This is a genomic window from Rufibacter sediminis, from assembly GCF_014269285.1.
GTDB classification, from domain to species: domain Bacteria; phylum Bacteroidota; class Bacteroidia; order Cytophagales; family Hymenobacteraceae; genus Nibribacter; species Nibribacter sediminis.
This window is the reverse complement of sequence record NZ_JACOAF010000027.1, coordinates 1-26,315: the sequence shown is the minus strand read 5'-3', so window position 1 is coordinate 26,315 and position 26,315 is coordinate 1. Positions and strand designations below refer to the sequence as shown.

At 52.9% G+C, this 26,315-nt stretch carries 21 protein-coding genes and 1 tRNA gene; 14 read left to right on the top strand and 8 right to left on the bottom strand.

Annotated elements, in window-relative coordinates:
• Window positions 1-6 precede the first annotated feature (6 nt).
• Window positions 7-1,338: a sigma-54-dependent transcriptional regulator gene (locus tag H7U12_RS11520; protein ID WP_186637782.1), complete on the top strand. Its 1,332-nt coding sequence runs from the start codon at window positions 7-9 to the stop codon at window positions 1,336-1,338.
• Between the two features lie 292 nt (window positions 1,339-1,630).
• On the opposite strand, the gene H7U12_RS11515 is transcribed toward H7U12_RS11520, so the two are convergent.
• From H7U12_RS11515 to H7U12_RS11505, 3 genes are all read right to left on the bottom strand, one after another.
• Window positions 1,631-4,186 (bottom strand): ATP-binding protein, encoded by a 2,556-nt coding sequence (locus tag H7U12_RS11515; protein ID WP_186637780.1) that lies wholly within the window; start codon window positions 4,184-4,186, stop codon window positions 1,631-1,633.
• A 98-nt stretch (window positions 4,187-4,284) separates the two neighbouring features.
• On the bottom strand, window positions 4,285-6,396 hold the full coding sequence (locus H7U12_RS11510) for a ComEC/Rec2 family competence protein (protein ID WP_186637761.1): 2,112 nt from the start codon (window positions 6,394-6,396) through the stop codon (window positions 4,285-4,287).
• A 268-nt stretch (window positions 6,397-6,664) separates the two neighbouring features.
• Entirely contained in the window at window positions 6,665-7,705 is a 1,041-nt protein-coding gene (locus tag H7U12_RS11505) for a PhoH family protein (RefSeq protein WP_186637758.1), read from the bottom strand.
• Window positions 7,706-7,815: 110 nt separating this feature from the next.
• Here H7U12_RS11505 and H7U12_RS11500 point away from each other — a divergent pair, with 110 nt between their 5' ends.
• The 8 genes from H7U12_RS11500 to H7U12_RS11465 all read left to right on the top strand — a co-directional run bounded on the left by H7U12_RS11500 (window position 7,816) and on the right by H7U12_RS11465 (window position 14,673).
• Window positions 7,816-8,595 carry an SAM hydrolase/SAM-dependent halogenase family protein gene (locus H7U12_RS11500; protein WP_186637755.1) on the top strand — a complete coding sequence of 260 codons (780 nt, stop codon included), beginning with the start codon at window positions 7,816-7,818 and terminating at the stop codon, window positions 8,593-8,595.
• Window positions 8,596-8,716: 121 nt separating this feature from the next.
• Entirely contained in the window at window positions 8,717-9,007 is a 291-nt protein-coding gene (locus H7U12_RS11495; RefSeq protein ID WP_186637752.1) for a putative quinol monooxygenase, read from the top strand.
• Between the two features lie 248 nt (window positions 9,008-9,255).
• Window positions 9,256-10,776, top strand: a complete 1,521-nt coding sequence (locus H7U12_RS11490) for a catalase (RefSeq protein ID WP_186637749.1) — start codon at window positions 9,256-9,258, stop codon at window positions 10,774-10,776.
• A gap of 77 nt (window positions 10,777-10,853) precedes the next feature.
• Complete coding sequence (gene hemA, locus H7U12_RS11485) at window positions 10,854-12,089, top strand: glutamyl-tRNA reductase (protein ID WP_186637746.1); 1,236 nt, start codon at window positions 10,854-10,856, stop codon at window positions 12,087-12,089.
• Window positions 12,090-12,101: 12 nt separating this feature from the next.
• Window positions 12,102-13,202, top strand: a complete 1,101-nt coding sequence (gene hemH / locus H7U12_RS11480) for a ferrochelatase (protein ID WP_186637743.1) — start codon at window positions 12,102-12,104, stop codon at window positions 13,200-13,202.
• Window positions 13,203-13,215: 13 nt separating this feature from the next.
• Window positions 13,216-13,737 (top strand): ankyrin repeat domain-containing protein, encoded by a 522-nt coding sequence (locus tag H7U12_RS11475; RefSeq protein WP_186637740.1) that lies wholly within the window; start codon window positions 13,216-13,218, stop codon window positions 13,735-13,737.
• 269 nt (window positions 13,738-14,006) lie between these two features.
• Window positions 14,007-14,546, top strand: a complete 540-nt coding sequence (locus H7U12_RS11470) for an iron-sulfur cluster co-chaperone HscB C-terminal domain-containing protein (protein ID WP_186637737.1) — start codon at window positions 14,007-14,009, stop codon at window positions 14,544-14,546.
• 43 nt (window positions 14,547-14,589) lie between these two features.
• Window positions 14,590-14,673: transfer RNA gene (locus tag H7U12_RS11465), tRNA-Leu, on the top strand.
• An 81-nt stretch (window positions 14,674-14,754) separates the two neighbouring features.
• On the opposite strand, the gene H7U12_RS11460 is transcribed toward H7U12_RS11465, so the two are convergent.
• From H7U12_RS11460 to H7U12_RS11450, 3 genes are all read right to left on the bottom strand, one after another.
• A complete protein-coding gene (locus tag H7U12_RS11460) occupies window positions 14,755-14,997 on the bottom strand; it encodes a hypothetical protein (RefSeq protein ID WP_206683919.1) in 243 nt (80 codons plus the stop codon).
• Between the two features lie 133 nt (window positions 14,998-15,130).
• Window positions 15,131-15,769, bottom strand: a complete 639-nt coding sequence (locus tag H7U12_RS11455) for a hypothetical protein (protein WP_186637731.1) — start codon at window positions 15,767-15,769, stop codon at window positions 15,131-15,133.
• 536 nt (window positions 15,770-16,305) lie between these two features.
• Window positions 16,306-16,767 carry a rolling circle replication-associated protein gene (locus H7U12_RS11450; RefSeq protein WP_186637729.1) on the bottom strand — a complete coding sequence of 154 codons (462 nt, stop codon included), beginning with the start codon at window positions 16,765-16,767 and terminating at the stop codon, window positions 16,306-16,308.
• Between the two features lie 131 nt (window positions 16,768-16,898).
• Here H7U12_RS11450 and H7U12_RS11445 point away from each other — a divergent pair, with 131 nt between their 5' ends.
• The 3 genes from H7U12_RS11445 (at window position 16,899) to H7U12_RS11435 (ending at window position 19,509) form a co-directional block, all read left to right on the top strand.
• Window positions 16,899-17,924, top strand: a complete 1,026-nt coding sequence (locus H7U12_RS11445; RefSeq protein WP_186637726.1) for a DUF1259 domain-containing protein — start codon at window positions 16,899-16,901, stop codon at window positions 17,922-17,924.
• A 47-nt stretch (window positions 17,925-17,971) separates the two neighbouring features.
• A complete protein-coding gene (locus H7U12_RS11440; protein WP_186637717.1) occupies window positions 17,972-18,400 on the top strand; it encodes a DUF1810 domain-containing protein in 429 nt (142 codons plus the stop codon).
• A gap of 395 nt (window positions 18,401-18,795) precedes the next feature.
• A complete protein-coding gene (locus H7U12_RS11435; protein WP_186637714.1) occupies window positions 18,796-19,509 on the top strand; it encodes a RibD family protein in 714 nt (237 codons plus the stop codon).
• Window positions 19,510-19,629: 120 nt separating this feature from the next.
• Here H7U12_RS11435 and H7U12_RS11430 read toward each other — a convergent pair whose 3' ends face one another.
• Window positions 19,630-23,253 carry an ABC transporter permease/M1 family aminopeptidase gene (locus tag H7U12_RS11430; protein ID WP_186637712.1) on the bottom strand — a complete coding sequence of 1,208 codons (3,624 nt, stop codon included), beginning with the start codon at window positions 23,251-23,253 and terminating at the stop codon, window positions 19,630-19,632.
• The gene (locus H7U12_RS11425; RefSeq protein WP_186637808.1) at window positions 23,250-24,179 is read right to left on the bottom strand and encodes an ABC transporter ATP-binding protein; all 930 of its coding nucleotides are present in this window, start codon (window positions 24,177-24,179) and stop codon (window positions 23,250-23,252) included. The genes H7U12_RS11430 and H7U12_RS11425 overlap by 4 nt, the downstream gene beginning before the upstream one ends.
• Window positions 24,180-24,547: 368 nt before the next feature.
• On the opposite strand from H7U12_RS11425, the gene H7U12_RS11420 reads away from it, so the two are divergent.
• Window positions 24,548-25,588 carry a sensor histidine kinase gene (locus H7U12_RS11420; protein WP_186637710.1) on the top strand — a complete coding sequence of 347 codons (1,041 nt, stop codon included), beginning with the start codon at window positions 24,548-24,550 and terminating at the stop codon, window positions 25,586-25,588.
• Window positions 25,557-26,282: a LytR/AlgR family response regulator transcription factor gene (locus H7U12_RS11415; protein ID WP_186637708.1), complete on the top strand. Its 726-nt coding sequence runs from the start codon at window positions 25,557-25,559 to the stop codon at window positions 26,280-26,282. Before H7U12_RS11420 ends, H7U12_RS11415 begins: the two co-directional genes overlap by 32 nt.
• Window positions 26,283-26,315 lie beyond the last annotated feature (33 nt).

Below are 26,315 nucleotides of genomic sequence, written 5' to 3'. Positions count from 1 at the left end.
TTCAGCATGGCGCGCATACTATTGATTGAAGATGATGTCACCTTCTCCATGATTCTGGAGGCCTTTCTTAAAAAGCAAGGCTTTCTGGTAGAGGTGGCACATCGACTCAAAGATGCGCAGAAAGCCCTGAAATCGAACTCCTACCAGCTTCTATTGGCTGATTACCGCCTGCCAGACGGCACCGGCCTGGAACTGCTGCAACACCGCCTGCCGGAAAGCAACCATCCGCCGGTGATCATGATGACCAGTATTCAGGATGTGGCCACCGCCGTACGGGCCATGCGCCTGGGCGCGTTTGATTACATCACCAAACCCGTGAACCCAGACGAGCTGCTAATGGTAGTGCGGGAGGCGCTGCAACAGAAAGACATTCCCTCGGCTCCATCCGCCCCTCCCACAGCTTTCATCACCGGCCAAAGCGATGTAGCCCGGCGGCTGCACGAGATGATTCACCTGGTCTCCCCCACTGACATGTCCGTACTGATTCAGGGCGAAAGCGGTACGGGCAAGGAATACGTAGCCCGCACCATCCACGAGAACAGCAAACGCGCCGGGGCTCCCTTCGTGGCCATTGACTGCGGAGCCATCTCCGGGGAAATTGCCAACAGCGAGCTGTTCGGGCACGTGAAAGGCGCGTTTACCGGGGCTTTGCAGGACAAGCAAGGCCTGTTTGAAGCGGCGCAGGGCGGCACGCTGTTCCTGGACGAGGTGGGAAACCTGAGCTATGACATCCAGATGAAACTGCTGCGGGCCCTGCAGGAGCGCGTGGTGCAGCCCCTGGGCTCCACCCATTCCGTTCCGGTGAACGTACGGGTAATCGCCGCCACCAACGATGACCTGGAGAATAGCGTGAAGAACGGAAACTTCCGGGAAGACCTGTACCACCGCCTGAATGAATTCAAACTGCGCGTGCCGGCCCTGCGCCAACGGGGCGATGACCTGTTCCTGTTTGTGGAGCACTTCATCCGGCAGGCCAACACCGAGCTTACCCGCCACGTGACCCACCTGTCGCCCGATGTGGAAAACATCTTCCGGCACTACGGCTGGCCCGGCAACCTGCGCGAGCTCAAGAATGTGGTGAAACGGGCCGTTCTGCTCACTCCGCAGGAAGAGATCCAGAAACACGCCCTCCCCGACGAGATGCACCTCCTGCTCTCCCAGCCGCAGCCCACCCCAGCCGGCCCCGATCTGAAAGCCCTGCAGGAAGCAACCGAACGCGAGTTGATCCTGAAAACCCTGCACGAAGTGCGCTTCAACAAATCAAAAGCAGCCCGCCTGCTCAACATAGACCGCAAAACTCTGTACACCAAGCTGGAGAAATACAACCTCCTGGAGTAATCACCGGCGAAAGCACTGTACGAAACTCTCTCCGCCACTTTTGAGGTGTTTTGGTAAAATCAGGTCGAAAACGGGAAAATGGAATTCACCTCGTAAGAAGATTTGCCAGTGGGTTTGCCCTCTCTTCAGTCGCAAGAACAGGGCGATTTGGTTTTAAGCCTCTTTTTCTGAAATCGGCTTAAAAACGCTACTTTGCTTAATTCGCTGGGGAGATCTTCTGCAACGGATTAGAGGGCTTTAGCCCAAGCGGGCGCTTGCGACAAGTAATGGAAGGAAGTCAATATTTACTTGATTAGCTCTCTATCTCCACTTCCTCCAGAGGCATCTGCTCTTTTATTTTCTCCTGCAGACAAGCCACTTCCTGGGCCAGAACCTGCACTTCAGATTCCCAGCGAAGCAGTGGTTCTTCTGCCCGCAAGGCAGTTTCCACTTTCCGGAGCCGGGCCGAAAGTTGCTGGGCTCCTACCTGCCCGGTACGTCCCGCCAGCCGGTGCAGCAACTCCCGCACTTGCGGTGGGTCTTGCGAAGTAACGGCGGCGGAAAGGGCTTGCAGGTCCTGCGCTGTTTCGGTGGTAAACTGTTCCAGGACTACCTTCAGCAGCTCCTCCTGTTGCCCCAGCATGTGCCGTAAAGGTGTTAAGTCCAGCTCTGGCGCACTAGTAGTTTTCACTGGAACTGCCCCCGACCAGGAGCCGAGGCGGCCGTTGACCAGCGCCAACAGTTCCTGCTCCCGGAAAGGCTTTTTCAGCAACCCGTCAAACCCCTGGTCAATAATAGAATCACAGGCCTGAGGCAAGGCCTCGGCGGTAAGGGCGAAGATTTGAACCGCAGAGGTCACTTTCTGCCGCAGGGCACGGCACAAGTCAATCCCGCTGATTTCCGGCATCCGGATGTCCAGCAGCACCAGTTGAATGGTCTCGTCCCAGTCCTGTTGCAGCACCGAGGTGGCATCCAGGGTGCAGGTGTGCGCAATGCCGTTCTTTTTCAGAATAGAGCCGCAAAGCTGCAGGATGAAAGCGTCATCGTCTACCACCAGTACTTTGCCCGCGGGCTTCAGATTGACGGGTTTCTCCACGGGTACTACCGCAGGTGACAGCGCACTCTTAGGAGCCTTGCCAAACGGAAGCCTCACCAGGAAAACCGAACCCTGACCTGGTGCACTGGACACCTCCACGGTGCCCTGCTGCCCCTCTGCCAACGCTTTCACGATGCTCAGGCCCAGGCCGGTGCCGCCGCGGGTGCGCCCCACGGAGGCATCGGCTTGCTCAAAGGAATGGAAGATTTTCTCCAGCTGCTCCGGAGAAATGCCCACGCCTGTGTCTTGAACTTCAAACATGAAATCGGCTCCAGCGGGCGTTTCTTCAGAAGAGACGCGCAAAGTCACGCCTCCCATATCGGTGAATTTGATGGCGTTGCTGAGCAGGTTGTAGAGGATTTGCTTCAGGCGGAACGAATCACCTAAATAAGCCTGATTTTCCGGTGCGTCATACACCAATTCCAAGGTCAATAGTTTCTGGTCGGCGGCCAGTTGCATGGAGGCCACCACCTCGGTGACCAGTTGCTGCACCGAGAAGGGCCGCTGCTCAAACGTGAATTTCCCGGACACCAGGCGGCTGTAGTCCAGCACCTCGTTCACAATGTGCAGCAGGTGTTCCGATGATTGGTAAATGGCATCCAGCGCCTGTCGCGATGGTTTCTCCTGGCTTCTGACCTGCTCCGAGAACCCCAGGATGGCTTGCAGCGGCGTCCGGATTTCGTGGCTCATGTTGGCCAGGAACTGCTGCTTCACCTGGCCCAGCTGCTCGGCTTCTTCCTTGGCCGCAATCAGCTGTTTCCGGTATTTGTTGCTGCGCGAGATATCCAGAAAAATCAGCAGCACCAGCAAAACCGTCCCCAATGAGAACAGCACCATGATGTGGTCAATGCGGTCGATGCTGCCGTTCACCACCGCCCTGGCCGCCTGGTTGTTCTGCTGCATGGCCATGAGTTCTTCCCGTTCAATGGTGCGCAGAATGCTTACTAATTGGGAATGAAGCTGGCTGTTGGCGGTGATCCAGGCCATCTCGCGGCTCAGGAGCTGGGTGGTGCGCTGGTGATGTTCGCGCTCCACACGCCGCATCATTTTTTCCACTTTCCAGAGGACGCTGTCCTGCCGGGCCACCGACAGCGTGTCTACGTGCACCTCCAGTTCCTCTTCCACCTGCCGCAGGGCAGCAGGCAACTCTACTTCTTTGCGACTTTTGAATAATCGGTTGAAAAACGACCTTGGCTTTTTGGAGGCGCTCGCCTGCTCCTGCTCAGATGGCAACAGCGTAGTGGTGGTAATTTTCTTGCTGGCCGTAACCACGGTAGTGTCTACCTGGGGTTTGCTGCTGGCAAGGACTTTGGAGATGGCCGAAATGCGTCTTGAAAGGGCTTCGTTCCGGTTCATATCGGCCCGAAGCTTGACGTACCCGTGGTAGAGTTTCTCGCGCTGCAGCAGCTTCGTTTCCATGGAATCCAGCAGGTGCAGCTGTTGCTTGTTACCGGCGCAGTATCCGCGCAGCGAGTCCAGCGTCACCTGCAGTTGCTGGATCTTCTGGCGGAAGAGTTTTTGGGGTTTCTCGGGGCTTCGGTTGGCGTGGGCGCGCTGCAGCTGGTCTAACTGCGCCAGGCTCTGAAAAAGGGAGTTGACGGCCAGGAGTTTCTCGTTGGGCGTGGAGACTTCCTCCACGGTGAGCAGGATGTCCTTGAACCCCCGGTGGGTGATGGACCAGGACAAGGCAACCGCCAACGCCCCGAGCAACACCGCCGCTAGTATCTTACTTCGGATGGACTGAAGAGAGAACGATTCTTTGCCATTGGACATGCCGGAACTGCTTTGATGCTACCAACTAAACGGTCTGAATTGCTTAAAAGTACAGAATTCCAGCCGAAAGGCCATGTAAATCCTGCTCAAACGACTGTCTACCGCTGCCTGATTTGCCACGCACCGTCCTCCTCCAGCACGTGCACCCGGTACCCGGCCGCCCTCAGTTCAGAGGCTTTGCGCTGGACATACCTTCGGGAATTGGTCTGATCCAGCAGGATGATACGGGTCTGGACCATCGCTTGCAGACGGGCTACGGGCGCCCAGACGTTGTGCTGCAGCACCACCGCATCCAGGGGAAGAGGTCCTGCCATGGTACGAGGCAACCGATTCAGCCACAGGAGTTTTTTCCCGTGCCACACCATCAACCGGTTTCCGTCTGGGGTATCAAACACAGGTAGTTCCTGCTTTGGGGCCCTTTTGAGCGAATCGGTCCCAAAACGGGTGACGTGCCGCGTTCCCTTGGCCCACCAATAAGGCTGCACCTGGTAAGAAAACAACTGCGGCTGGGCCTGAAAGGCCGAATCGGTGATCAGGGTGACGTTTCTCCCCTGCACCAGGCTGGTGGCGCTGCTCCTCCGCACGCTGTGGATCACCAGTTCCTGCGTATTGCGCTGGTGGTAGTTTTTGGCTAGTTGAGTACCTGAGAAAAAAGCCATCGACCATACGGTGGCTACCAGCCAGGGCAGTTGCCTCCGGGTCAGGAACAGCACCGCACAGATCAGGCAGACGTACAAAGCCGCCACTTGCCCCGGCGTGATCACAAACCCATCCAGAACGGAAAGCGGCCAGCGTTCCAGCCACAGCAGAAATTCATTCAGCGCCCAGAGCACCCACGCCAGCAACTGACCCAGCACGCCGTTAAGCACCGGCACCCAGAAGAACATCATGAACGCCACGCCCAGGTACAACGCCCCGGAAGAAAGCGGAACCGCCAGCAAGTTCGCCACCCAGAAGTACACCGGGAACTGATGAAAGTAGTAGAGGCTGAGCGGGAACGTGGCCAGCTGCGCCGCGATGGAGATGGCGAGTAATTCCCAGACCACCCGTACGGCTTTCGGGCGGGGATACCAGAGTTGGAGGAAAAGTGGTTGCAACAGCACGATGCCCGCCACGGCTAGAAACGAGAGCTGAAACCCGACATCGAAGAGATAATTGGGTTCATACAGCAGCAAGCCCAAAGCCACCACCGCCAGGGTATTCATCACCGAGGATTTTCGGCGCAGCAACAGCCCCACCTCCACCAGCGAGAACATGCAAACGGACCGCAACACCGAAGCCGACACGCCCGTCACGAAGGCATAAAACCACACCAGGCCCACCACCAGCAGAAAGATGAGCAACTTACTTGTCTTGCCGCGCCGCAACGGTTTCAGGGAAAAAAGCAGCACGCCGTACAGCAAGCCCACGTGCAAGCCGCTGACCGCCAGCACGTGCATGGTGCCGGTGCGGGCGTAGGCGTTGCGCAGGGCCGCATCCAGATCATCCTGCACGCCTAAGACCAGAGCATTGGCAATGGTGACTTCCCGCTTAGCCGGAAGGTGTTCCCGAAAGGCGTTTTCCAGCTGTTTTCTGATTTTCAGGCTCAAAGCCACTACCGCACTGGGCGGATCATAGCCAAGAGTCAGCCACGTCCCTTCCGGGAGATACGCTTGCCACTGGATGTGCTTCAAAGTCAGGTACCGCCGGTAATCAAACTGAAAAGGATTGGCGGGCGCCGCCGGCAGAGTAAGCGCGCCCTGCACCAGCAGTTGCTGCCCGTACATCAACGCATCCGCTTGAGCGGAATGAGGTAAAAACACCGCCACCTGCCCTTGCGCCGGATACCACTTGCCGCCCGCCCGCACCGCCTCCACTCGGCCCACGGAACTGACCGAAGTGGGTTTTAACGCCACCGCTTTCACCAGCGTGATGCGATAATGAGTGATTTCCCGTGCGGGGACCGGCAGCGTTTTGGGGGTGTTTTTCAGAAAACAGGCCCAAAACGAAAGAGCCGTGACGGTCAGTATTCCGGCTATGCCGGCCCAGCTCCTCCGGCGGGCCAGCGGCCGTTTCATGGCCAACCAACCCAGCCCCAGAAAAAGGAGCACAAAAAAAGCCGCGGCTTCTCCCGAAAGAGTAAAACCGCGGCCGATAGAATAATACAAGAGAATACCCGCCAGAAAACTGACCAAGAGCCTGAACGCACCGGTGGCCAAAACTTTAGCCATTCTGCTGCCACAGGAAAGTTCGGAAACGGAGAGAAGCAAAAGAAACTATCTTCGCATGGAAGGAAAAAACCCGTCGGTGCAGGCCACCATGTGGCTTACCGGAATTACCTTCTACGCGGATGTCTCTCATAGACTTCTCTGAAAAAGTACGCTTCTCCCAAATACGTTTTGGACCTGTTTTCGGAAAAATGCCCCCAAAACCGGTTCAAAAATAAAGCGGCAAAGGCACGTTCTCCAGTGGAGAATTCGCCTTTGCCGCTCAAGCTAATTAGTCGTCGTAGCGGCGGAAGTTCTGCCGGCGGCGCGGGGCATCCTGGGCATCGGAATCCACTTTCTCGCGTTCTTCGCGCTCTTTCTGGCGTTTGTCGTCAAACTTGGTGTAGGCTTCCACAATGCTTTTCACCAGGCGGTGACGCACTACGTCCTCGGCCTGCATCTCCACAAAGCCGATGCCTTTGATGTCTTTGAGCACCGTCATGGCTTCAATGAGACCGGAGCGCTGGTTGCGCGGCAAGTCAATCTGGGTGCGGTCACCGTTGATCATCACCTTGGAGGTAGGGCCCATCCGGGTCATGAACATCTTGATCTGCATGGGCGTGGTGTTCTGCGCCTCATCCAGCAGCACGAAGGCGTTGTTGAGCGTGCGACCCCGCATGTAAGCCAATGGAGCTATCTCTATGATTTTGTTTTCATAGTAATATTTCAATTTCTCCACCGGGATCATCTCTTCCAGCGCATCGTAGATTGGCCGAAGATACGGGTCTACTTTGTCTTTCATGTCGCCGGGCAAGAACCCGAGGCTTTCGCCGGCTTCCACCACGGGGCGCGAGATGATGATCTTCTTCACCTCTTTGTTTTTGAGCGCCCGCACGGCCATGGCCACCGAGATAAAGGTTTTACCCGTACCGGCCGGCCCCAGGGCAAACACCAGATCGTTCTTGGCCACGGCCTCCACCAGTCTGTGCTGGCTGGGGGTTTTGGCCTTGATCACGCCGCCCTTGCTGCCGTAGACAATCACATCGGGCGAAGTGATGACCACGTCATCCTCAAAATCATTATCGGCGGCCAGAAACTTGTGCACGCTTTTATCGGTGATTTTCCCGTACTGGTGATAATGTTCAATCAGGGAGGAAAGGATCTCGTGGATCTTGGTGATTTCAGGGGTTTGGCCCTGAATCTTGATCTCGTTGCCGCGGGAGATAATCTTGCTGCTTGGAAAAGCGGCGGCCAACTGCTTTATGTTTTGATTCTCAAGACCTAGGAAATCTATTAACGAGATATTCTCCAGGGTTATTGTTTTTTCTACCAAAGGCTATTTCTGTTTATATAGGTGGTTTTTAAACCAATCTACTGAAAATATAGTAGATTTGTTATAAGACAAAACTAGAAATAATTAAGTTCTTTTGACCAACCGTTCCCATGGGAATTCTCACCTTCTTGTCAGACTTTGGAACCACCGATCACTACGTGGCCGCCGTAAAAGCTAAAATCCTGACTATCAACCCGGCGCAAGTAATGGTAGACATCTCGCACCACATTGAGCCGTTCAACATTGCCCATGGTTACCACGTGATCAATGCCGTTTACCCGGACTTTCCGCAGGGAACAGTCCACCTGATTGCGGTAGACACCCACGGAACCCGCAGCGGCCGCTACCAGGTGGCCCGCCACCACGGTCATTATTTTATCTGCGCCGATAACGGCCTGCTGTCTCTGCTCACCGACAACGACCCTGAGCAACTGATTGACCTGCCGGTACTCCCCTCTTCCTCCTCGCCCGCCCGTGACATCATGGTTCCGGCAGCGGTGGCGCTGGCGCAGGGCGCTTCCATGGCCGAGGTGGGGGAACTAGCCGATGGCATGGTTCAGCTCATCAACCGCCAGCTCCGGCTCAACGACCATTCCATCACCGGCCATGTGGTGCACGTAGACCACTACGGCAACCTCATCACCGACATTACCCAAGACAGCGTGGACGCCATCGGGCACGGCCGCAGGTTCTCCATCCATTTTCACCGCGAGGTAGTGGACAAGATCAGTAGCCGCTACAACCAGTCCAACGAGGGAGACTGCGTGGCGCTGTTCAACCGGCAAGGTTTCCTGACCATCGGGATCAACAAAGGGCACGCCTCTGAGCTGCTGGGCATGTACTTTGACTCTCCGGTTGAAGTGAAATTCTCGCAGGAACCGGCTGAGTAAGCAAAGCTTGCCGGAAAGTGTTTTCGCCCTCTTTTAATTAAAAGGTGCCATAAACGCAATGGAATCTCTGCGGATGCGGCATTGAAATCAGTTAATTTATTCAATACAGACTAGGACAGGCATGTTAATTCGGGTGGTTCGGATGACGTTTCAGGAGGAGAAGGTGGAGGCGTTTCTGGATATCTTCAGAGCGTCTCAGGACAAGATCAGGACTTTCCCCGGGTGCCAAAGCGTAGAATTGCTGCAGGACTACCATGTACCCCACGTGTACAGCACCTACAGCCTTTGGGACTCAGATGATGCGCTGAACCGTTACCGCAAATCAGAACTCTTCGGCAGTGTCTGGAAACCCACTAAGGCCTTGTTTGCGGAGCCTGCCCAGGCTTTTTCCTTTAAGCCCGCTCAGGTGTAAGCAGGCGTTCTCCCTGTAATATTTATCCTAATTTCCGTTTTAAGCCTGTTTTCGCAAAACAGCCCCTCTTCTACTTTTTTGTCGAAAATACAGTTCTATTGTATTTACGCGCCCCTGCTTTACCTGCTGTAAACCAGTCTACTTTCCATCATCATCAACACACTCTATATAGACATCGATTATATCAATTTGATCTATAAAGGGTAATCCGGCAATTTTGGGCCATTGATCCACTTACTAAACCCAAAATGCTTAAAAAATCATTACTCTTATTAACCTTCCTGGCAACTGGCCAGCTGGTTTTTGCGCAGAAACCCCTTACCACCAATACCGGCGCTCCGGTAGGAAACAACCAGAACTCCAGAACGGCCGGTGAGAACGGTCCGGTGCTGCTGGACGATGTGCATCTGATTGAGAAACTGGCCTCTTTTGACCGCGAGCGGATTCCGGAGCGCGTGGTACATGCCCGCGGTGCCGGAGCCTTCGGGGAGTTTGAGAACTACGCCGATAACTCTGCCTTCACCAAAGCTTCTCTGTTCAACACGCCGGGCAAGAAAACCCCGGTGTTTGTGCGCTTCTCCACCGTGGTGCACGAAGCCGGTTCTCCGGAAACCCTGCGCGACCCACGCGGTTTTGCCGTGAAATTCTACACCGACCAAGGCAACTATGACCTGGTGGGCAACAACCTGCCGGTGTTCTTCATCCGGGACGCCATCAAGTTTCCAGACATGGTGCACTCGTTCAAACCGTCTCCTATCTATAATCGCCAGGACAACCACCGCGTGTTTGACTTCCTGTCTAACCAGCCCGAAAGCACCAACATGCTCACCTACCTGTACCAGGATTTGGGTATTCCGGCCAACTTCCGGCAGATGGATGGTTTTGGGGTACATGCCTTCAAATGGGTGAACGCCAAAGGCGAAGTGACCTACGTGAAATACAAGTGGACCTCGCAGCAAGGCGTAAAAACCTTATCTGCCGCGCAGGCTGCCCAGGTGCAAGCTACCAACCACAGCCACGCCACGCAGGACCTATATGCCGAGATCAACAAAGGCAACTTCCCGGTCTGGGAGCTGTCCGTGCAGATGATCAAACCCGAGGATCTGGACAAATTTGACTTCAACCCGCTGGACCCTACCAAGATCTGGCCGGAGAGCATCGCGCCCAGCAAGAAGATCGGTAAGATGACCCTGAACAAAGTACCGGACAATTTCTTTGAATCGGTGGAGCAGGCCGCGTTTGCGCCCGGCACCCTGGTACCCGGCATTGAGCCCTCAGAAGACCGTCTGTTGCAGGGCCGCGTGTTCTCGTATTTTGATACCCAGCGCTACCGTTTGGGCGGCAATTTCCAGCGCATTCCGGTGAACGCCCCTAAAGTGGAGGTGAACAGCTACAACCAGAACGGCGTGTTGAGCAACCGCACCACGGCATCAGACGTGAACTACCAGCCCAGCACGGCCAATCCGTCTTTCACAGACAATGCCCAGTTCAACTACTCTACCCAGAAGATAGACGCCGAGACCATGCAGCGCGCCATCAGCAAGCAGAACAACTTCCAGCAAGCCGGTGACCTGTACCGTTCCCTGTCTAAAACCGAGAAAGAGCACCTCATCAGCAACCTGTCCGGCGACATGAGCCAGATCAGAAGCAAAGAAGTGCTGAACAAAATGGTGAGCTATTTCTACCAAGCCGATGCTGACTACGGCACGCGCCTCATCAAGGCCCTGAAACTGGACAAAACCCAGGTACAGGCGCTTACTTCCAAATAATCTACTTTACCATACAGAACAAGCCGGGTGGTTTCTGCCCGGCCTGTTCCACCCTTTTCACCTAAGATGCAACACACGTGAATACACTGCAGGCTATTTCCCTTTCGCACCAGACGGCCGCTGTCCAGTACAGAGAGGCGCTCCAGTTTACTTCTCTTGAGGCGACTGCCTTCCTGCAAACCTTGCAGGAGAAAGCGTTGGTGGCCGGGATGGTGCTGGTCACGACCTGCAACCGTACCGAGGTCTATTTTGAGTCTGAAAGCACCTCCACCCAACAAGTACTGGAAGAGCTGCTCGCATTCAAAGGCATTGATAACCCAGCCGATTACCAACACCTGTTCCAGCATTTTACCCAGAGCCAGGAAACGTTTCAATACCTGCTGGAAGTAGGCATAGGCTTACGCTCCCAGGTGCTGGGCGATCGGCAGATCATTGGCCAGCTCAAAGAAAGCTACCAGCAAGCCAATGACCTGAAGACCACCAGCCCCCTGCTGCACCACGCCTTTCAGTCGCTGTTCAAGACGCACAAGCGCGTGCACAATGAAACGGCCTTCAGAGCCGGGGCTTCCTCGGTGGGCTACGCAGCCCTGGAACGCGTTACTGATTTCTTCCCGCGCCTAAGCCTGAGTCAGAAGAACCTGCTCATCATTGGCACCGGCCAGCTGGGAACCGATGTCGCCAAGTATGCCGCTTCCTTCGGGTTTACCCATATCACGCTCACCAACCGCAGTCAGGACAAAGCCGAGGCCTTGGCCGCCACCGTCAATGGTCAGGTGCTTCCCTTTGAAGCATTTGAGGCGGAGCTGGCCCGGTTTGAGGTGATCATCTCTTGCGTGAGCGGCGGCAAAGTTGTTTCTCTGCCTACGCTACAGCACCTGCCCCAGAAAAAGCGGGTGCTGCTGGATTTGGCCGTGCCGCTCAGCCTTCCCGCCGAAGCGGAACTGGTGCCGGGCATCTCGCTGGTGAACATGGATGACATTACCAGCAGAACCCAGGCGGTGCAAAAAATGCGCGAAATCTCCATTGCTGACGTGCAGCGCATCATCCAGGAAGACGTGCAAGAGTTTGCCGCCTGGCTACAGGATTTGCCCGTGGCCCACACCTTGCAGGAACTGAAACGCCTGTTGGCCCAGGTGGTGGAAACCGAAGTGCAGAACCGCACGAACGGCTCTGCCCCGGCCTCTTCCGCCGCAACGGTGAGCACCTCCTTGAACCAGTTGCTCCGCAGGCCCGCCGGTATCCTGAAGAACACCCAGGGCCCCGACCGTCAGGTGCTGCTGGCCTCCTTACAGACCTTATTCCACCTTGCCTAAAACCTTCTTGCCATGAGCCCGATCACCAAAACCGGTGTCCTGTTAGTGAACCAAGGAACGCCCGACAGCCCTTCCGTGGCGGATGTGTGCAAATACCTCCGTGAGTTTCTGATGGACGAGCGGGTGATGGACCTCCCCTTCCTGAAGCGCTGGCCGCTGGTGAACCTGGCCATCGCTCCGTTTCGGGCACCTAAATCTGCAAAGGTGTACCAGCAGCTCTGGACGCCGGAAGGGTCGCCGCTCAAGGTATATGGCTACCGGGTTACGTCTCTGCTGCAGGCTTCGCTGGGTGCCAACTACGTGGTAAAACTGGCCATGCGCTACCAGAATCCGGCCATTGAGAAAGCCTTGGCCGAGTTCCAAGCGATGGGCATCACCAAACTGGTCATCGTGCCGCTGTATCCGCAGTACGCCTCGGCTACCACGGGCTCGGTGCACCAGAAAGTGATGGAGACCGTGACTAGCTGGACCGTTATCCCGGAGATCAGGTTTGCCGGGCCGTTCTGGCATGAGCCGCGTTTTATAAGGGCTTTTGCCAAAATAGGCCAAAAACACCTGGATCGGGAGAACTACGAGCACCTCGTGTTCACCTACCACGGATTGCCCGAGCGGCAGTTGCACCAGCACGAACGGTATTCTTCTTGCCAGGAAGCCAACTGCCAGCACGAGCTGCACGCCGGAAACCAGTTCTGCTACCGGGCCCAGTGCTACGCCACCAGCCGCGCCATTGCCCTGGAACTGGGCATCGCGCCGGAAGACTACAGCGTCTGCTTCCAGTCAAGGCTGGGCCGCGATCCCTGGATTCAACCGTACACCGATGACACCCTCCGGGGCTTGGCCGCGGCAGGCCTCAAGAAAGTGCTCGTCTTCGCGCCCTCTTTTATCGCCGATTGCCTGGAAACCACCATTGAGGTGGGCGAGGAATACCGGGAGCTTTTCGAGGAGTTGGGGGGCACCCACTGGCAGCTGGTGGAAAGCTTGAACGACGATGCCTCCTGGATTTCCTGTCTGCACCAACTCGTCACGCAACAGGAGACCCCGCGACCATCACCCAAACGGTCCCTCACCGCCTTAAAGAAATATCCTTCTCTCTACCCTATTTCCCTGAACTGATTAACCAATACCCATGAAAACCCTTTTCCTGAAACTCGCTTTCTTCTTTTTACCGGCCGCTTTGTTTGCCCAATCCAATGACCTGCTTTCGGCGGCCAGAACCGGCGATGTAGCCGTTCTCCAGCAGTTGATCCAGCAAAAAGCCGATGTAAACGTCACCGATGCGAAAGGCTTCACCCCGTTGATTCTTGCCGTGTACAACGGGCAACTGGAAGCGACCACCGCTTTAGTAAAAGCCGGTGCCAACGTGAACCACCAGGACCTTACTGGTAATACCGCCTTGATGGGCGCTGCCTTCAAGGGCCACCTCGCCATTGCCAAGGTGTTGCTGGAGCACAAAGCTAACCTGAACCTGCAGAACGGAAACGGCGGCACCGCCCTGATGTTTGCCACCATGTTCGGAAGGAATGACCTGGTGCAGCTGCTGCTTTCCCGCGGGGCTGATGCCTCCCTCAAAGACCAACGCGGTTTCACAGCGCTGGCGCTGGCCCAGCAGCAAGGCAATACAGAGGCCGCCACGCTCCTGCAGAAATAACGCGGTCGTGTTTCTTTAGCGGAAACGAAAAGCTATTCCACCTTAGAAAAGAAAACGGCCCGGCACTCCCCGGCCGTTTTCTTTTGTGTAAGCCTATAAGCAGATTGGTTTCTCACAAGTGAAGGGCTAGTTCCAGCGTTCTTCTGTTTTAGACCTGTTTTCACAGGAATAGACCCAAAACAGAACAAATAAACGGGAAAGGAGTAATTTTACCCGAAACGGCCCCGTCGCCCTACAAGAGTATCCCCGAACTTAACCCCCGGTAGCGCATGAACTACTTCCAATTCTACGACCTCCCCGAAAGCTTTCTCCCCGATGAGAAGGCGATCCAAACCAAATACTACGCCCTGAGCCGGGAGTTCCACCCCGATTTCTACACCCTGGAACCGCAGGAAAAGCAGCAGGAGATTCTGGAGAAGTCTACGCTCAACACCAACGCTTACCGCACGCTCTCCAACTTTGACCGCCGCATGCAGTACATTCTGGAGCAGCACGGCCTGTTGGAGGAAGGCGGGCAGAACGACCTTCCCCAGGATTTCCTGATGGAGGTGATGGAGCTGAACGAGCAGTTGATGGAGCTGGAGATGGACTATGACTCGGTGCAGTTCAAGATTGTCTCAGACCAAACCGCCGAAATAGAGGGTTTCCTGAAGGCTTCTATCTGGCCGGTGCTGGAATCCTATGAAAATTTACCACCTGACGCTCAGGCAGAAGCCCTGAAACAGGTAAAAAATTACTACCTAAAGCAGCGCTACCTCTTGCGTATAAAGGAATCATTGAATAAGTTTGCATCCTCTTCTGACAGATAAAGCGTTTCACGCCTCGTTTTTCAGAATCTACCGGAAAGTAAATGCCCAGATGGCGGAATCGGTAGACGCGTTGGTCTCAAACACCAATATCTTCACGGATGTGCCGGTTCGACTCCGGCTCTGGGTACTCAGAACACATAGAAAGCCTTGTAAATCAACGATTTGCAAGGCTTTCTTGTTTTCAGGGGACGTTTAGGGGAACGCTATATTATCTTCTCCATACCAGTATTTTATTTTGAGTGATTTCTTTTAACTCCTCCATTTGAGCATCACCAAAATTCTTACCGCAGATAATTTCATTTAATTGAATCTCAAAATAAGGATTATTAAAAGGAATTTTGGTTAGAAACTTTGGGTAAGCCTCATCTCTAAGTTTTGATTCAATTCCATCAAGAACTAATCTTTCGTCATATCTAATTTTATCAACAGAAGAAAGACTTAGATATTCCATCACGTTGAAACTTAATCTAGTTTCATTTTCCCACCTATACTTGTCTCGCTTATAGTGATAATGAATCCACCTTAACTTTTCAGGGACTGTAGAAATAATTACATTAAATTTTTTTAACGTCAAGTATCGTAATTCATTGAGAAAAATTAAAATCATATCCAGTATCATAAAAGACATCTCTTAGCATACATGGTTTCAAACCTCCGAAAACCCCGGCATCCTTAAAAATAATCCTGATTCCAAACGCTACACCTGTCTCATTGTTTGCGTAATCATCCCAAAACTTTTGACTTCTGAAATTTTTGGTAAAACATGCTATATGAGGAAAATTTTCTTTTCCATAAGATGAATGATGATAGTATTGGGAATACGGGAAAAATTCATACCTCTGTGTAAATTCTAGTGCTTCTGCATGATCGTTCAAGTCTTGTTTATCTAATGATAATAAATGCAACTTTTCTTCTTTTAGTATTTCTAATGCTCTATCATAGGGTTTAAACCAATAAAAAACACCTTGGTCGCTTGACCTTTCTAATGCTAGCTTAGAATATACACCTTCTAACCATTCTATATATTGAGTATTTTCGTAATATAAAGGAAATCTCTTATTATGATCGTCTGTATAAGGTGTAACAAACTCCGAATCTAAAGAAGATTTAATACTGCCATACTTGGCATCTAAGTTTCTTTTTAATAACCATTCATTTAGAAATTCTTTTAAACCGACTAAATCCTTATTCTTATCTAGAGTAAAACCTGCAACGCCTCCCATTAATATTTAGCTTATTTTAATTAATTTATTTGAATACCAACCTAAAGTTCTTAATCAGAGATATCTTACCATCTGCTAAAGTTATCAGATTATGTAAAAAATGATAAGCAAGAAGCCAAGAAAAATTTCTTGGCTTCTTGCTTATCATTTTTCCTCCTACAAATCAATAACCGCAGAAAGTTCATTACATGAGTAACAATGTAGGAAACAATCTATCGTATCAGCTATTCCGATTCTCTCCCAAACAGACTTTTCATTCTCATTTAATTCATCAAAGCCCAACTCCCCTCTGTCTCCACCGCATCTAGAACATTTAGTCAAGTCATATTCTTCATTTTCACCATAATTTATGAAGGGCTCAACTCTAAATGTATCTTATTCTAAGCTCTCCCATCTACGTTTTGTATTATCTCTCATATTCTTAATTGATTGTTTTTAAAGTGTTCCTGTTTTTAATTTCTAGCCGGTCATAAAACTGCATTGTAGTTTTGTCTAAGGGTATTAGGTGAAGTGTACAATACTCTAATAGCACTTCCTTAATCTCCTCTCCTTTGAGCCTTCGCATCTAAGAAACCAAATTTTGTATAGAAGTCAGTATAGAGAGCAGAGATAGACTTTGAGCAGTTCCACACTTGGCATTTGAACGCTGCCTTGTTCTTGGTAACATACTTAGTCAGATAGACTCCTACCTGTTTAGGATTACTGGTATTTATCTTCTTCACATCAAAAGCAGAAGAAGCCTTAAAGCTCTCCTCCCTTGGCAAGATTCCGCTCTTCTTCTGGACTTCCAGCCAATAGCCCCAAGTCTTTTGAATATCCCAGTACTTGTTGGTGACCATGTGAAAGTGGATGTTGCCTGAGAAGGTCTTGTTCTCCGCTTGCCTTTCTGCCACCCATAGGTATTGAAAGTTTTTGCTCCTCTTCTTGATGTTGTCTATAAACTTCCTGAGTACCACCACCGCAAGCTCATCAGTAACCTCATTGGTAAAGGTGAACACCTTATCTTTCCTGAAGAAGCACCGTTTATAGGTTTAGATTACCTTGATAGAAATAGGGATTGGTGCCTTGGCCAAGTTGCCAATTTGCTGATCATGTAAGGGATTTATTCTGGTTAACCATTCTTCATGCCATGAAATACACTATAAACCGAAGGCAGGCACTAAGAGCCACGGCTCTAGTGGGAGCTGCTTCTTTGTTTGGATTACCGAAGCTGGAAGCCGCAGCAGAGAAGGGCAAGACGCCACCGCTTACCCCAGCCGAGATAAAGGCTATAGAAGCGGCTATGGGCAAGAAAGGCACCTACAAAGAAGCTGAGTTTACCCACACAACTCCTCTTCCCCGAAATGATCTCAAAGTGAAGGTAAAGGGAGAATCTGTTCCTATAGCCTTTGGTTTCGGCGGCTGGATGTCCATCAAAAAGACCATTGACGGCAAAACAGCCATGCTTATGAGCGACACAGTATTGCTACAGGAGGAAGTCAACCCGCTCATCTCTGCTGCACAAGCAAATGGCCTGGAGATCGGGGCCATTCACAATCACTTCTTCTATGAAGAACCCCGCATCTTCTACATGCACCTGCATGGTATGGGTACCCCAGAGGAGTTGGCCAGGAAGTTTGCAGCCACCATCCGGCAAAGCAAGATCTCCCCAGCCAATCAACCCACTACTCCCGGCCCCAACCCCACAGCTCAGAGCGGCAACACCTCACCCGGGACCTCTGCCGCCCCAACTGGTAAGGAGAACTTTGACTTACCTGCTTTGGATGCCATCGTGAAGTATACGGGGACCGTCAACGGCCCCACTTATAAGTACACCATCGGGCGAGATGACCTTACGGTGATGGCCATGGGAACGGAGATGACCGCATCCATTGGGCTGAACTCCTGGGCCTCTTTCGCCGGCAAAAAGGAGAAGGCCTACATTGCGGGAGATATCGCTATGCTTGAACCGGAGGTAAATCCTGTGATCGCCGCTCTAAGAAAAAATAGTTTGGAGGTGGTAGCCCTGCACCATCATATGCTAGGGGACGACCCTCGCATGATCTTCCTGCACTACTTCGGCCAAGGACCAGCTGCCACCCTGGCTAAGGGCTTCCGGGCTGCCTTGGATGAACTAGGGAAACACGGCAAGGAAATACAACACAAAAAGCATTGACAATTCAGTCCATTTTCTAAAGACGCCAAAATCAACTACTCCAGTACATGAAAGAAAACGGCTTGCAAAGATTCCTGAGCGCGCAGGAAAGAGACTATGAGGTGGCGCTGGCTGAGATCAGGAGGGGAAGAAAACAAAGCCACTGGATGTGGTATATCTTCCCGCAGATGCAGGGGCTGGGCTTTAGCGAAACGTCCAGATTCTACGGCATCAAAGACCTACCCGAAGCCGAGGCGTATTTGCAGCACCCTGTGTTAGGCAGTCGGCTGGTGGAGATATGCGAGGTTCTTCTGAAACTGGAAGGAAAAGACGCCCACCGCATCTTCGGGAGCCCCGATGATCTGAAACTCAAATCTTCCATGACCTTGTTCTCCGCTTTACCAGCGGCTCCGCCGGTTTTCAAAGAAGTGTTGGAGAAGTTCTTCCACGGCAAACCAGACGAAAAAACGGTGCAAATCCTTCGCTCACAAGCGTAATCCTGCACAAGAATTTACCACCACAACTTCTTGGCACGCACCTAATTTCCTAAAGCCAACGTGGACTGCCATCGCTCGTGCTGCATGTTTTCACCAGCACGCGGAAAAGTGCATCCAACTGGAGGATGGGTGAGAACACCAGCAAAAGCGGCGGGCTTGTCCCTTCTGCTGAATTCCTAAACAGCTTCTATTGAATTCCATGTCCTCCTGAAAGGATGTGTGTGAATAACAGGAAAGCATTAGCTGGCCTTCCTTGCCGTTCACTCCCAAGACCGATGAGGCCAGAAGAAATGGGGTATTTTAGCCACTTGCTTCTGGCACACGTAATGGAGCTATTGATCTTTTCTAAAGAGTCTTGCACCCCTTCGGGTTACATCAATAAAGAGAAAACATTCATGTTAGATACAAACAAGCCCTATGTCATTTGCCACATGTTGGGATCGGTAGATGGCCGCATCAAACAGAATATCTGGGGATTTAAAAACCATCACAAATACTTTGAAGAAACCGCCGAAAAAATTGAAGCCGATGCCTGGTTAGTGGGCCGGGTGACCATGCAGGAGTTTTCGAGCAAAGAAACCTATTCCCTGGAGGCGGGAGCTGACAACATCCCTAAAGAAGACTTCGTGGCAGAACAAGACGCCAAAACCTATGCGGTGGTGATTGACCCCTCGGGGAAATGCTTCTGGGACACCAACATGGTCTCTACGGAGCACGTGATCGAAGTCCTCACCGAACAGGTTTCTTCTGCCTACCTGGCGCACCTCAGAAGCAAGAACGTGTCGTATATCTTCGGAGGCAAAGAGGAACTGGACCTTGACCTGGTGCTCAGAAAATTGTACCACTTGTTCGGGATGAAGACAGTCCGCATAGACGGAGGCGGCCACGTGAACGGCTCTTTCCTGAAAGCCGGCCTGATAGACGAGTTCAGCCTGGTGCTGGCCCCGGTAGCCGACGGTACCATTGGTGCGCCCACCGTGTTTGAAGCCGAGGAAGGCTACGAAAACCGTAAAGCTACGCAGTTCAAGATCAAGTCCGTGGAGCGCATCTATGATGATTTCCTCTGGATTAGGTATCTCGTGATCAAAGACCGGGAAACCGGGAGATAATTCTCCAGAGAAACAGAAATACGATCGCTTTGAACCAGCGGGAAACTTGCGGCCACTGGGCTACATCAAAAACCATCGCAGGGAAAAGGCACAACTGAGCAGCTGTGCCTTTTCCCTGCTTCACTTCTTCACCTCTGCCAGATTATCTTTCATGTTCCAGTCAATCAGCAGATGATTTGGGTCTATGCCTACCTGAGCGGGCTTGCTGGGCACTGTGACCGTGATGGTCTGCTGTTTTGAATGGATAAGGTGCTTCTGTAGGTAAAGCGGCTTGCCCTGCTCCTCCCCCGCTTTGGCAGGAGCGAAAATCCCAACCTCCACCCAATCCTTCAGAGGAACCTCCTTCTCCACACCTATTTCACTTACTACCGTTTTGAGGGCCTCAACCTTGAACGTTACTTGCCAGGCCCCCTCTTTGGTCGGCTTCACGGCAGCTTGTTTCGCCTTAAGGTCCCAGAACGTGTTGGCCTTGAAAAGGTCGTGGAGCAGGTACTGGAGCGAGTCTGGAGTGGCCGCCTCAAGCTCCCCGTAAAGATCCAGCGAAGTGGCGAATGGAAGTTTGCCCGGAGGATGCTTTTGGAGCAAACGACGTAACGCCCCGTTTACCTTGTCTTTCCCGATGTACTTACTCATCGCATATAGTACCATAGGGCCTTTGCGGTAGTTCTGGTACCAGTCGTCGGCTTGCAGCAGCGGTAAGGCGGCTTTGGTTTGCGGATTCTCGTACTCCTCCCTCAAAAAACTTAACAGCTTTTTCAGGTGCGCAGGCCCATAGGTTGACTCCAGCATGCCCATGGCCGAGTACCAGGCCAGGCTTTCGGTAATCAGGCCGGCTCCCTCTACGTAGGCTTGTTTTAACTGATTTCCCCACCACTGGTGGGCTACCTCATGCGCCACCACCGCCGTCACCAAGTCAAATCCCCGCTCATCCGCCTTCAGGTTCATCAGGAAAAAGCCCTCCTCCGCCGTTATGTTGATGGGTGCGGCGTGGTGCCCGAAGCCGTACCCGGCATGAGCCACAAAGCGGAGCTGACGGTGCGGGTAGGGCCCGAACTGCTTTGTGTAATAGTCTAGCGAAGCGGCTGCGCTCCGGAGCATCCGCTCCGGGTTCATCGTTAACCCCGGCGGATAGAAAATCTGGATAGTTACCTCCTGACTCTGACCAGCCGATGCGTTTCGCCACTTCCTTTCCTGCACCGCGTAGTTTCCTGAGAAAAAGGCAAATTCATTCCGGATGGGCGCATCTGAGGCGTAATGGAAGTAGCGGCGGCCGTCTTTAGCCCAGGTCCGGCGCAAGCTGCCCGGGGCTACTACCTGTTGGTTGGCATTTGTCCCCACCACAGCCTCAAAGTGGATTTGCTCAGGAAACGGAGCGTACCGGCGCGCGGCCACGTTGTAGAGCAAGGCGGTGGCGGGCCGAGGTGCCAGGCCAAAGGCTTTTCGGGCGGATGCCTCATCCAACTCCCGGTACTGCTGGTACCCAATGACGGGAAGCCACTCCAGATTCCGGAAGTAGGTATGGTTCTCCGTTACCTCCGCATCGGCTCCGCTGTTGGCAAAGCCCTGCGCTTTATAGTTTACCTGAAAACGTAGATTTAGGGAGTCGCCGGGGGGAAGGGGGTTTGCCAGCGCGTAAATACGGAAGCCAAGTTCTTCGTCCAGGAGCACTTCCTTCGCTGGCTGGCCAAACTTCACCGAGGTTGTTTCAACGCCTGACCCGGGTGCCAACTGAATTGAATCAATGGGTACCTGACCCTTATTCACCAGCAGGTAAGAGCCTTGGATAGCAACTTTCCGCTGGGAAGGATATATTTCCACCTGCAGGTTTACGTCTGTCAACTTAGGCTGAGGCACGTTCTGGTATTGTTTATAACGATGCTCATATTCAGCCCGCTGCGCCGCTGAGGCGGAAGAGTTTACATAGTCATGCAGCACGTTGGTGTTATAGAAGACAAAGCCGCCCAACAGGAGAATGCCGCCCACCGCTACGGCCATTGTCAACGCCGTAGCCCGCGTCAAGCGATGACGAGCCAATTGAAGCCGTGCTTTCAAACTGACTTCGCGGCCGCGCACCCAAAGCAGCCTTGCTGCCACCGCCAGCAGCAGCGCCCACGCCACCCAGTAGGCCTTGAACCAGAGCCACGGGGCCACAGAATTGGCAAAACCACCCATGGAAGTGTACGTCCACTTCGGGCTACCCCCGAAGATAAGGAGCTGGTGCTCTATCCCCAGTTTTGGAGCAAACATGAGGCACCCGAAAACCAGCAGTACCACCAGATGCCCCAGGTATTTTTGGTTGACCACCACGTGCACCACCAGCGCAAGCAACGCGAAGAGCAGACATTCTACCAACTGAAAACCGAAGAGCGCTTTCAGGTATAGCCCGAGCTCCACCTCGGCTCCGCCGATGGCCATTTGGGCCAGTATTCCGGAAATCAGCAGAAATGCCAAGCCGCTAAAAAGCAGGAGACCCAGCGCCAGAAACTTGCTCAGAAAAAGTACCCATTCCGGCACCGGGGCGGGGTTAGAGAGCTCACTCAGGCCGCTTTCCCGTTCGCGCCAGACCAACTCCCCGGCGTAGAAAATAACGAGCAGGAAAAGGATGATCCAGAACTTGCCGGGCTGGGTGAAGGGAGCAGCTAGAATTTGTAAGACAAAGTCGGTTCTGGGCAGCATGGGAACCCCTTTGGCTTTTAGATTTCCTGGCATCGCCAAGCTCACTACTACGGCAATGAGAAACAACAGCGGAAGCCCGGTTAGTTTTTTTGCCAGCGCCCAGAAGGAGTTTAGGGTGATGAGCTTTACCTGGTGCAGATGGGTGGCGAAACGAAAGGTTCCCCGCACCCGCGGTAATGGTTCCGTGGTCTCCCACTTCAACCAAGCTACCTCGGCTACCCTGCTTTGCAGACTTTTCGGCTGTTTCCGTTTTGGGCCTGTTTCCGGTAAAATGAAGCTAAAACGGAAATACGTCAGTGCCAGCATGCCCACCGCGATGCCCAACCATACCACCCGGTTTACCAGAAACAACCCCTCCAGTTGAAGCAGGCGCGTATTCATTTCTATAGGACTCCACTCACTGCTTAGATGGCTCATGACGGGCGTAAAACCCATGGGGTCTACCAAGGTTCCCAAACCCCATTGCCGCATGGTAGCATCCAGCACCTGCCCCAGCAAGTAAGCCGCCACAAAAAGGAGGACGCCGCCCAGATAGCTGGCTATGGCTTTGCGGGAAAGCGCCGCCATGGAGAATTGGATGGCCGTGGAGATAAACGCGTTGGGTAACACCAGAAAGAAATAGGAACTGAGGTAAGACGTAGCCCTGAACGGCCCCAAAATCTCAGGTTCTACCCCAGTGCAATACATGGTCAGCAGGATACTCACCGGGATGGCAAACAGAATGAGCACATTGAGCAATAAGGCCGCCAGAAATCGTCCTCCCAGGTAGTCTGCTTTGCTGGCTGGCAAGATGTAGGTGAGGGAGAACATGCGCGTCTGCACATCCCTGGCGGCCGCGTCACCCGCTACCGCGCCGCCCATCAACAGCCAGAAAACGCAGCATAACACCGTAACCGCCGCAATAATGATGGGCGCATTGAGCAGGACATACCCTTCCCGCGCATCATGCGCGTAGTTGGCGGTAATAAAGAGGAAAGCAAGCACGAAGACGACTGTAAAGTACAGCCACGTAGAGACCTGGCGAAGCTGGTAGGTGAGCTCCAACTGGAAAATCTTCCGGAACTTCATCGCTGCACCTCCTCCTTTATTTGCTGCGGATTGGTTTGGCCGTAGAAGCCCGTCATGGTGCTGAAATACACATCCTCCAGGTCGGGCTCCACTCGCTCAAAACTACTTCCGGGATCCATCTGGCTATAGATGTGTACCAGGGTGCGCCCACCCAGGAGCTTGGCAGAAATGACCTGGTGCTCCCGCTGGACTTCGGGCAGCTTGTTCTTCTCCAGGAACGTTCGCCATACCTTACCTTGCAAGGCCGCTACGGCCTGCTGGGTCTGCGCTTCCAGCAGAATTCTCCCTTGGTGGATGATGGCCAAGTTGGTACACAGTTCAGACACGTCTTCTACAATGTGAGTGGAGAGAATCACCACACTGTTTTCCCCTAGTTCGCTCAAAAGGTTCAGGAAACGCACGCGCTCGGCGGGGTCCAGTCCGGCCGTGGGTTCGTCCACAATCAACAATTTGGGGCTGCCCAGCAGCGCCACTGCTACGCCAAAGCGCTGCCGCATACCGCCCGAGTAGCCGCCTAGTTTTTGCTTGCGCTTGTCCCAGAGGTTCGTTTGCCGGAGCAAGGTTTCGGTTGCTTCTTTCCGTGCCGCGCGATTGGTGAGGCCTTTGAGCACCGCAAAGTAGTCCAGCAATTCTTCGGCAGAGGCCTTTGGGTACACCCCGAATTCCTGCGGCAGGTAGCCGAGGGTTTGGCGCACCTCCTCTTTCTGGTTCACCACATCCAGCTCCCCCAAAAAGATCTGCCCTTGGTCCGGCTCCTGTAGCGTGGCCAGGGTGCGCATGAGCGTAGATTTTCCCGCCCCGTTGGGACCCAGCAAGCCGTACATCCCTGGCGGAATCGTCAGTGAAATGTTATGCAATGCCTGCACGCCGTTGGCATAGGTTTTAGAGACTTTTCTTATCAGCAGGCTCTCGTTGTGGTTTTCCATGTTTTTCATGCTTGTGCCGTTGACCTTTACCAGAGATTAGGTTGATTCTTTCACATCCGTTTTAAGCCTGCTTTTGAGAAAGTGGCCCGAAAACAGACGTACACTCGCTTCAAGAAACTTGCTAGGATCCGTTTAAGTGAGCGAGGAAAGAGAGGACGTATTTCTTCTCTCCCCTCCTCTTTTCAGTAAAAGAATAGTCTTTCTGATTGGGCTCAAAAACCGATATGCCGTCGCTATAAAGCAATCGACGAGGGGCGGTATTTCATCCGTGAGTGCGCTGGTAGGCTGCGCTTTCGGTTTCGTAGAGGGAGAGTGGGGACTGGTCGAGTTGAGATGCTGGAGCGGGAAGGAAACGGTATCTTTGTTCTATGCAGAAAGTCAAAAAGATCTTCCGGCAGATTCACGTCATCGTGTGGGTGCTGTTCACCGGTTTGGTGAGCCTGCAGTTATACACAGATGACCACCGGCACTGGGTTCCCTTTACCGTTGGATTCATCCTGACCGCTTTGCATGTTTTCTACAGCCACTTCTTCCTACTCACCAGGTATTTAGGAAAAAATCAGAAAAAGGCGTATTTTCTGAGGCTGACCGGCATTGTCTTGACGGGACCAATACCTTTTGTTTTTTTCCATCCTAAAAACACAGATACCTGGGACTTTTTCTTTGGGTACTATTCCATCACGGTGTTTATTTTAGTACCCATCTTCTTATTCCTCAGCTGGCTGGCCAGGGTGACGGAGAATCTGGTATTGAATACCATTAAAAAAGAGCAGCTGGAGAAACAGGCGGTAGAGACCGAACTGCACTACCTGAAATCACAGATCAACCCGCACTTTCTGTTCAACACCTTAAACAACATCCACACGCTGGTGTACAAACAGGCACCGGCCGCCCCGGAGGCCGTGATGCAGCTGGCCTCGCTCATGCGCTACATGATCTATGAATCGAACGCGCCCACCGTGCCACTGACGCGGGAGATAAACTACCTGGAAGACTACATCAACTTACAACAGCTCCGTTACAGGAAGTCACCCGTGGTGGAGTTGGAAGTGACAGGTAACCCTGATGCCTGCCAGATTGCCCCGCTGCTGTTCGTCCATTTGCTGGAAAACGCCTACAAACACAGCCCCGCCCGCTTGGAACCCGGTGACATAAAGGTGAAAGTGGAAGCCAAGGCCCATTCCCTTGCCTTTCAGATTCAGAACCCCGTTGGCACTAATCCGCAGAATACCCTGGAAGAACCAGGTGGCATAGGGCTGCCGAATGTCAAGAAGCGACTAGCTTTACTCTACCCAAATCGGCACCGCCTTGAAATTGACAACTCCGGTGAAACATTTACCATTAGTCTGGAAATCAACGGTACCCACGCGCACGTCCATGAAAGAGAAACTCACCTGTTACATCATTGATGACGAGCCTCTGGCCCAGGAGATTCTGGAAGAATACGTAGCCAAGGTACCTTTCCTGGAGCTGAAAGGCACCTTCATGAGTCCGTTGGAGGCGGCAGAAAACCTACAGAAAGACAAACCCGACCTGCTCTTCCTGGACATCAACATGCCGGACCTGGACGGGCTCAGCTTCATTCCCATGCTGAACCCTAAACCCATGATCATCCTCACGACCGCTTATGACCAGTATGCGCTCAAAGCATTTGACTTGGAGGTGAAAGATTACCTGGTGAAGCCTTTTCCTTTCGAACGCTTCTACAAAGGCGTGCTGCGTTTGTACCAGGAACACGGCACCAGGCAAGTACCTGATCAGAAAGAAGTAGCTGCTGAGCCTAGGAACGAGCAGGAGTATATTTTCCTGAAGGTGGGCCACCGTATCCAGAAAATCGCTACTCGCGACATCCTTTTCATTGAGGGCATGAAGGACTACCTCCGGGTGCATACCGCCCAGGAAAAGATCATGACCCTCACCAGCTTTTCCAAATTAGAGGAGTTGCTGCCTTCTCAGAACTTCGCCCGCGTGCATCGGTCCTTCATGGTGGCGATTGACAAGATTGACCACATTGAGAAAAACAGGATCACCATCCGAGAGCAGCTAATTCCGATCAGTGATACTTACGCCGATGCGTTTTATAGAAAGCTGAAAGGCATTTAAGAAGAGTATTTTTCAACCTAGCCCGCTCCTTCC

Excerpts from the sequence above, each read along its gene's own strand:
- H7U12_RS11520 (WP_186637782.1), top strand. The coding sequence starts at position 7 with ATGGCGCGCATACTATTGATTGAAGATGATGTCACCTTCTCCATGATT.
- H7U12_RS11515 (WP_186637780.1), bottom strand. The coding sequence starts at position 4,186 with ATGTCCAATGGCAAAGAATCGTTCTCTCTTCAGTCCATCCGAAGTAAG.
- H7U12_RS11510 (WP_186637761.1), bottom strand. The coding sequence starts at position 6,396 with ATGGCTAAAGTTTTGGCCACCGGTGCGTTCAGGCTCTTGGTCAGTTTT.
- H7U12_RS11500 (WP_186637755.1), top strand. The coding sequence starts at position 7,816 with ATGGGAATTCTCACCTTCTTGTCAGACTTTGGAACCACCGATCACTAC.
- H7U12_RS11495 (WP_186637752.1), top strand. The coding sequence starts at position 8,717 with ATGTTAATTCGGGTGGTTCGGATGACGTTTCAGGAGGAGAAGGTGGAG.
- H7U12_RS11490 (WP_186637749.1), top strand. The coding sequence starts at position 9,256 with ATGCTTAAAAAATCATTACTCTTATTAACCTTCCTGGCAACTGGCCAG.
- hemH (WP_186637743.1), top strand. The coding sequence starts at position 12,102 with ATGAGCCCGATCACCAAAACCGGTGTCCTGTTAGTGAACCAAGGAACG.
- H7U12_RS11475 (WP_186637740.1), top strand. The coding sequence starts at position 13,216 with ATGAAAACCCTTTTCCTGAAACTCGCTTTCTTCTTTTTACCGGCCGCT.
- H7U12_RS11470 (WP_186637737.1), top strand. The coding sequence starts at position 14,007 with ATGAACTACTTCCAATTCTACGACCTCCCCGAAAGCTTTCTCCCCGAT.
- H7U12_RS11460 (WP_206683919.1), bottom strand. The coding sequence starts at position 14,997 with ATGGAATATCTAAGTCTTTCTTCTGTTGATAAAATTAGATATGACGAA.
- H7U12_RS11455 (WP_186637731.1), bottom strand. The coding sequence starts at position 15,769 with ATGGGAGGCGTTGCAGGTTTTACTCTAGATAAGAATAAGGATTTAGTC.
- H7U12_RS11445 (WP_186637726.1), top strand. The coding sequence starts at position 16,899 with ATGAAATACACTATAAACCGAAGGCAGGCACTAAGAGCCACGGCTCTA.
- H7U12_RS11440 (WP_186637717.1), top strand. The coding sequence starts at position 17,972 with ATGAAAGAAAACGGCTTGCAAAGATTCCTGAGCGCGCAGGAAAGAGAC.
- H7U12_RS11435 (WP_186637714.1), top strand. The coding sequence starts at position 18,796 with ATGTTAGATACAAACAAGCCCTATGTCATTTGCCACATGTTGGGATCG.
- H7U12_RS11430 (WP_186637712.1), bottom strand. The coding sequence starts at position 23,253 with ATGAAGTTCCGGAAGATTTTCCAGTTGGAGCTCACCTACCAGCTTCGC.
- H7U12_RS11425 (WP_186637808.1), bottom strand. The coding sequence starts at position 24,179 with ATGGAAAACCACAACGAGAGCCTGCTGATAAGAAAAGTCTCTAAAACC.
- H7U12_RS11420 (WP_186637710.1), top strand. The coding sequence starts at position 24,548 with ATGCAGAAAGTCAAAAAGATCTTCCGGCAGATTCACGTCATCGTGTGG.
- H7U12_RS11415 (WP_186637708.1), top strand. The coding sequence starts at position 25,557 with ATGAAAGAGAAACTCACCTGTTACATCATTGATGACGAGCCTCTGGCC.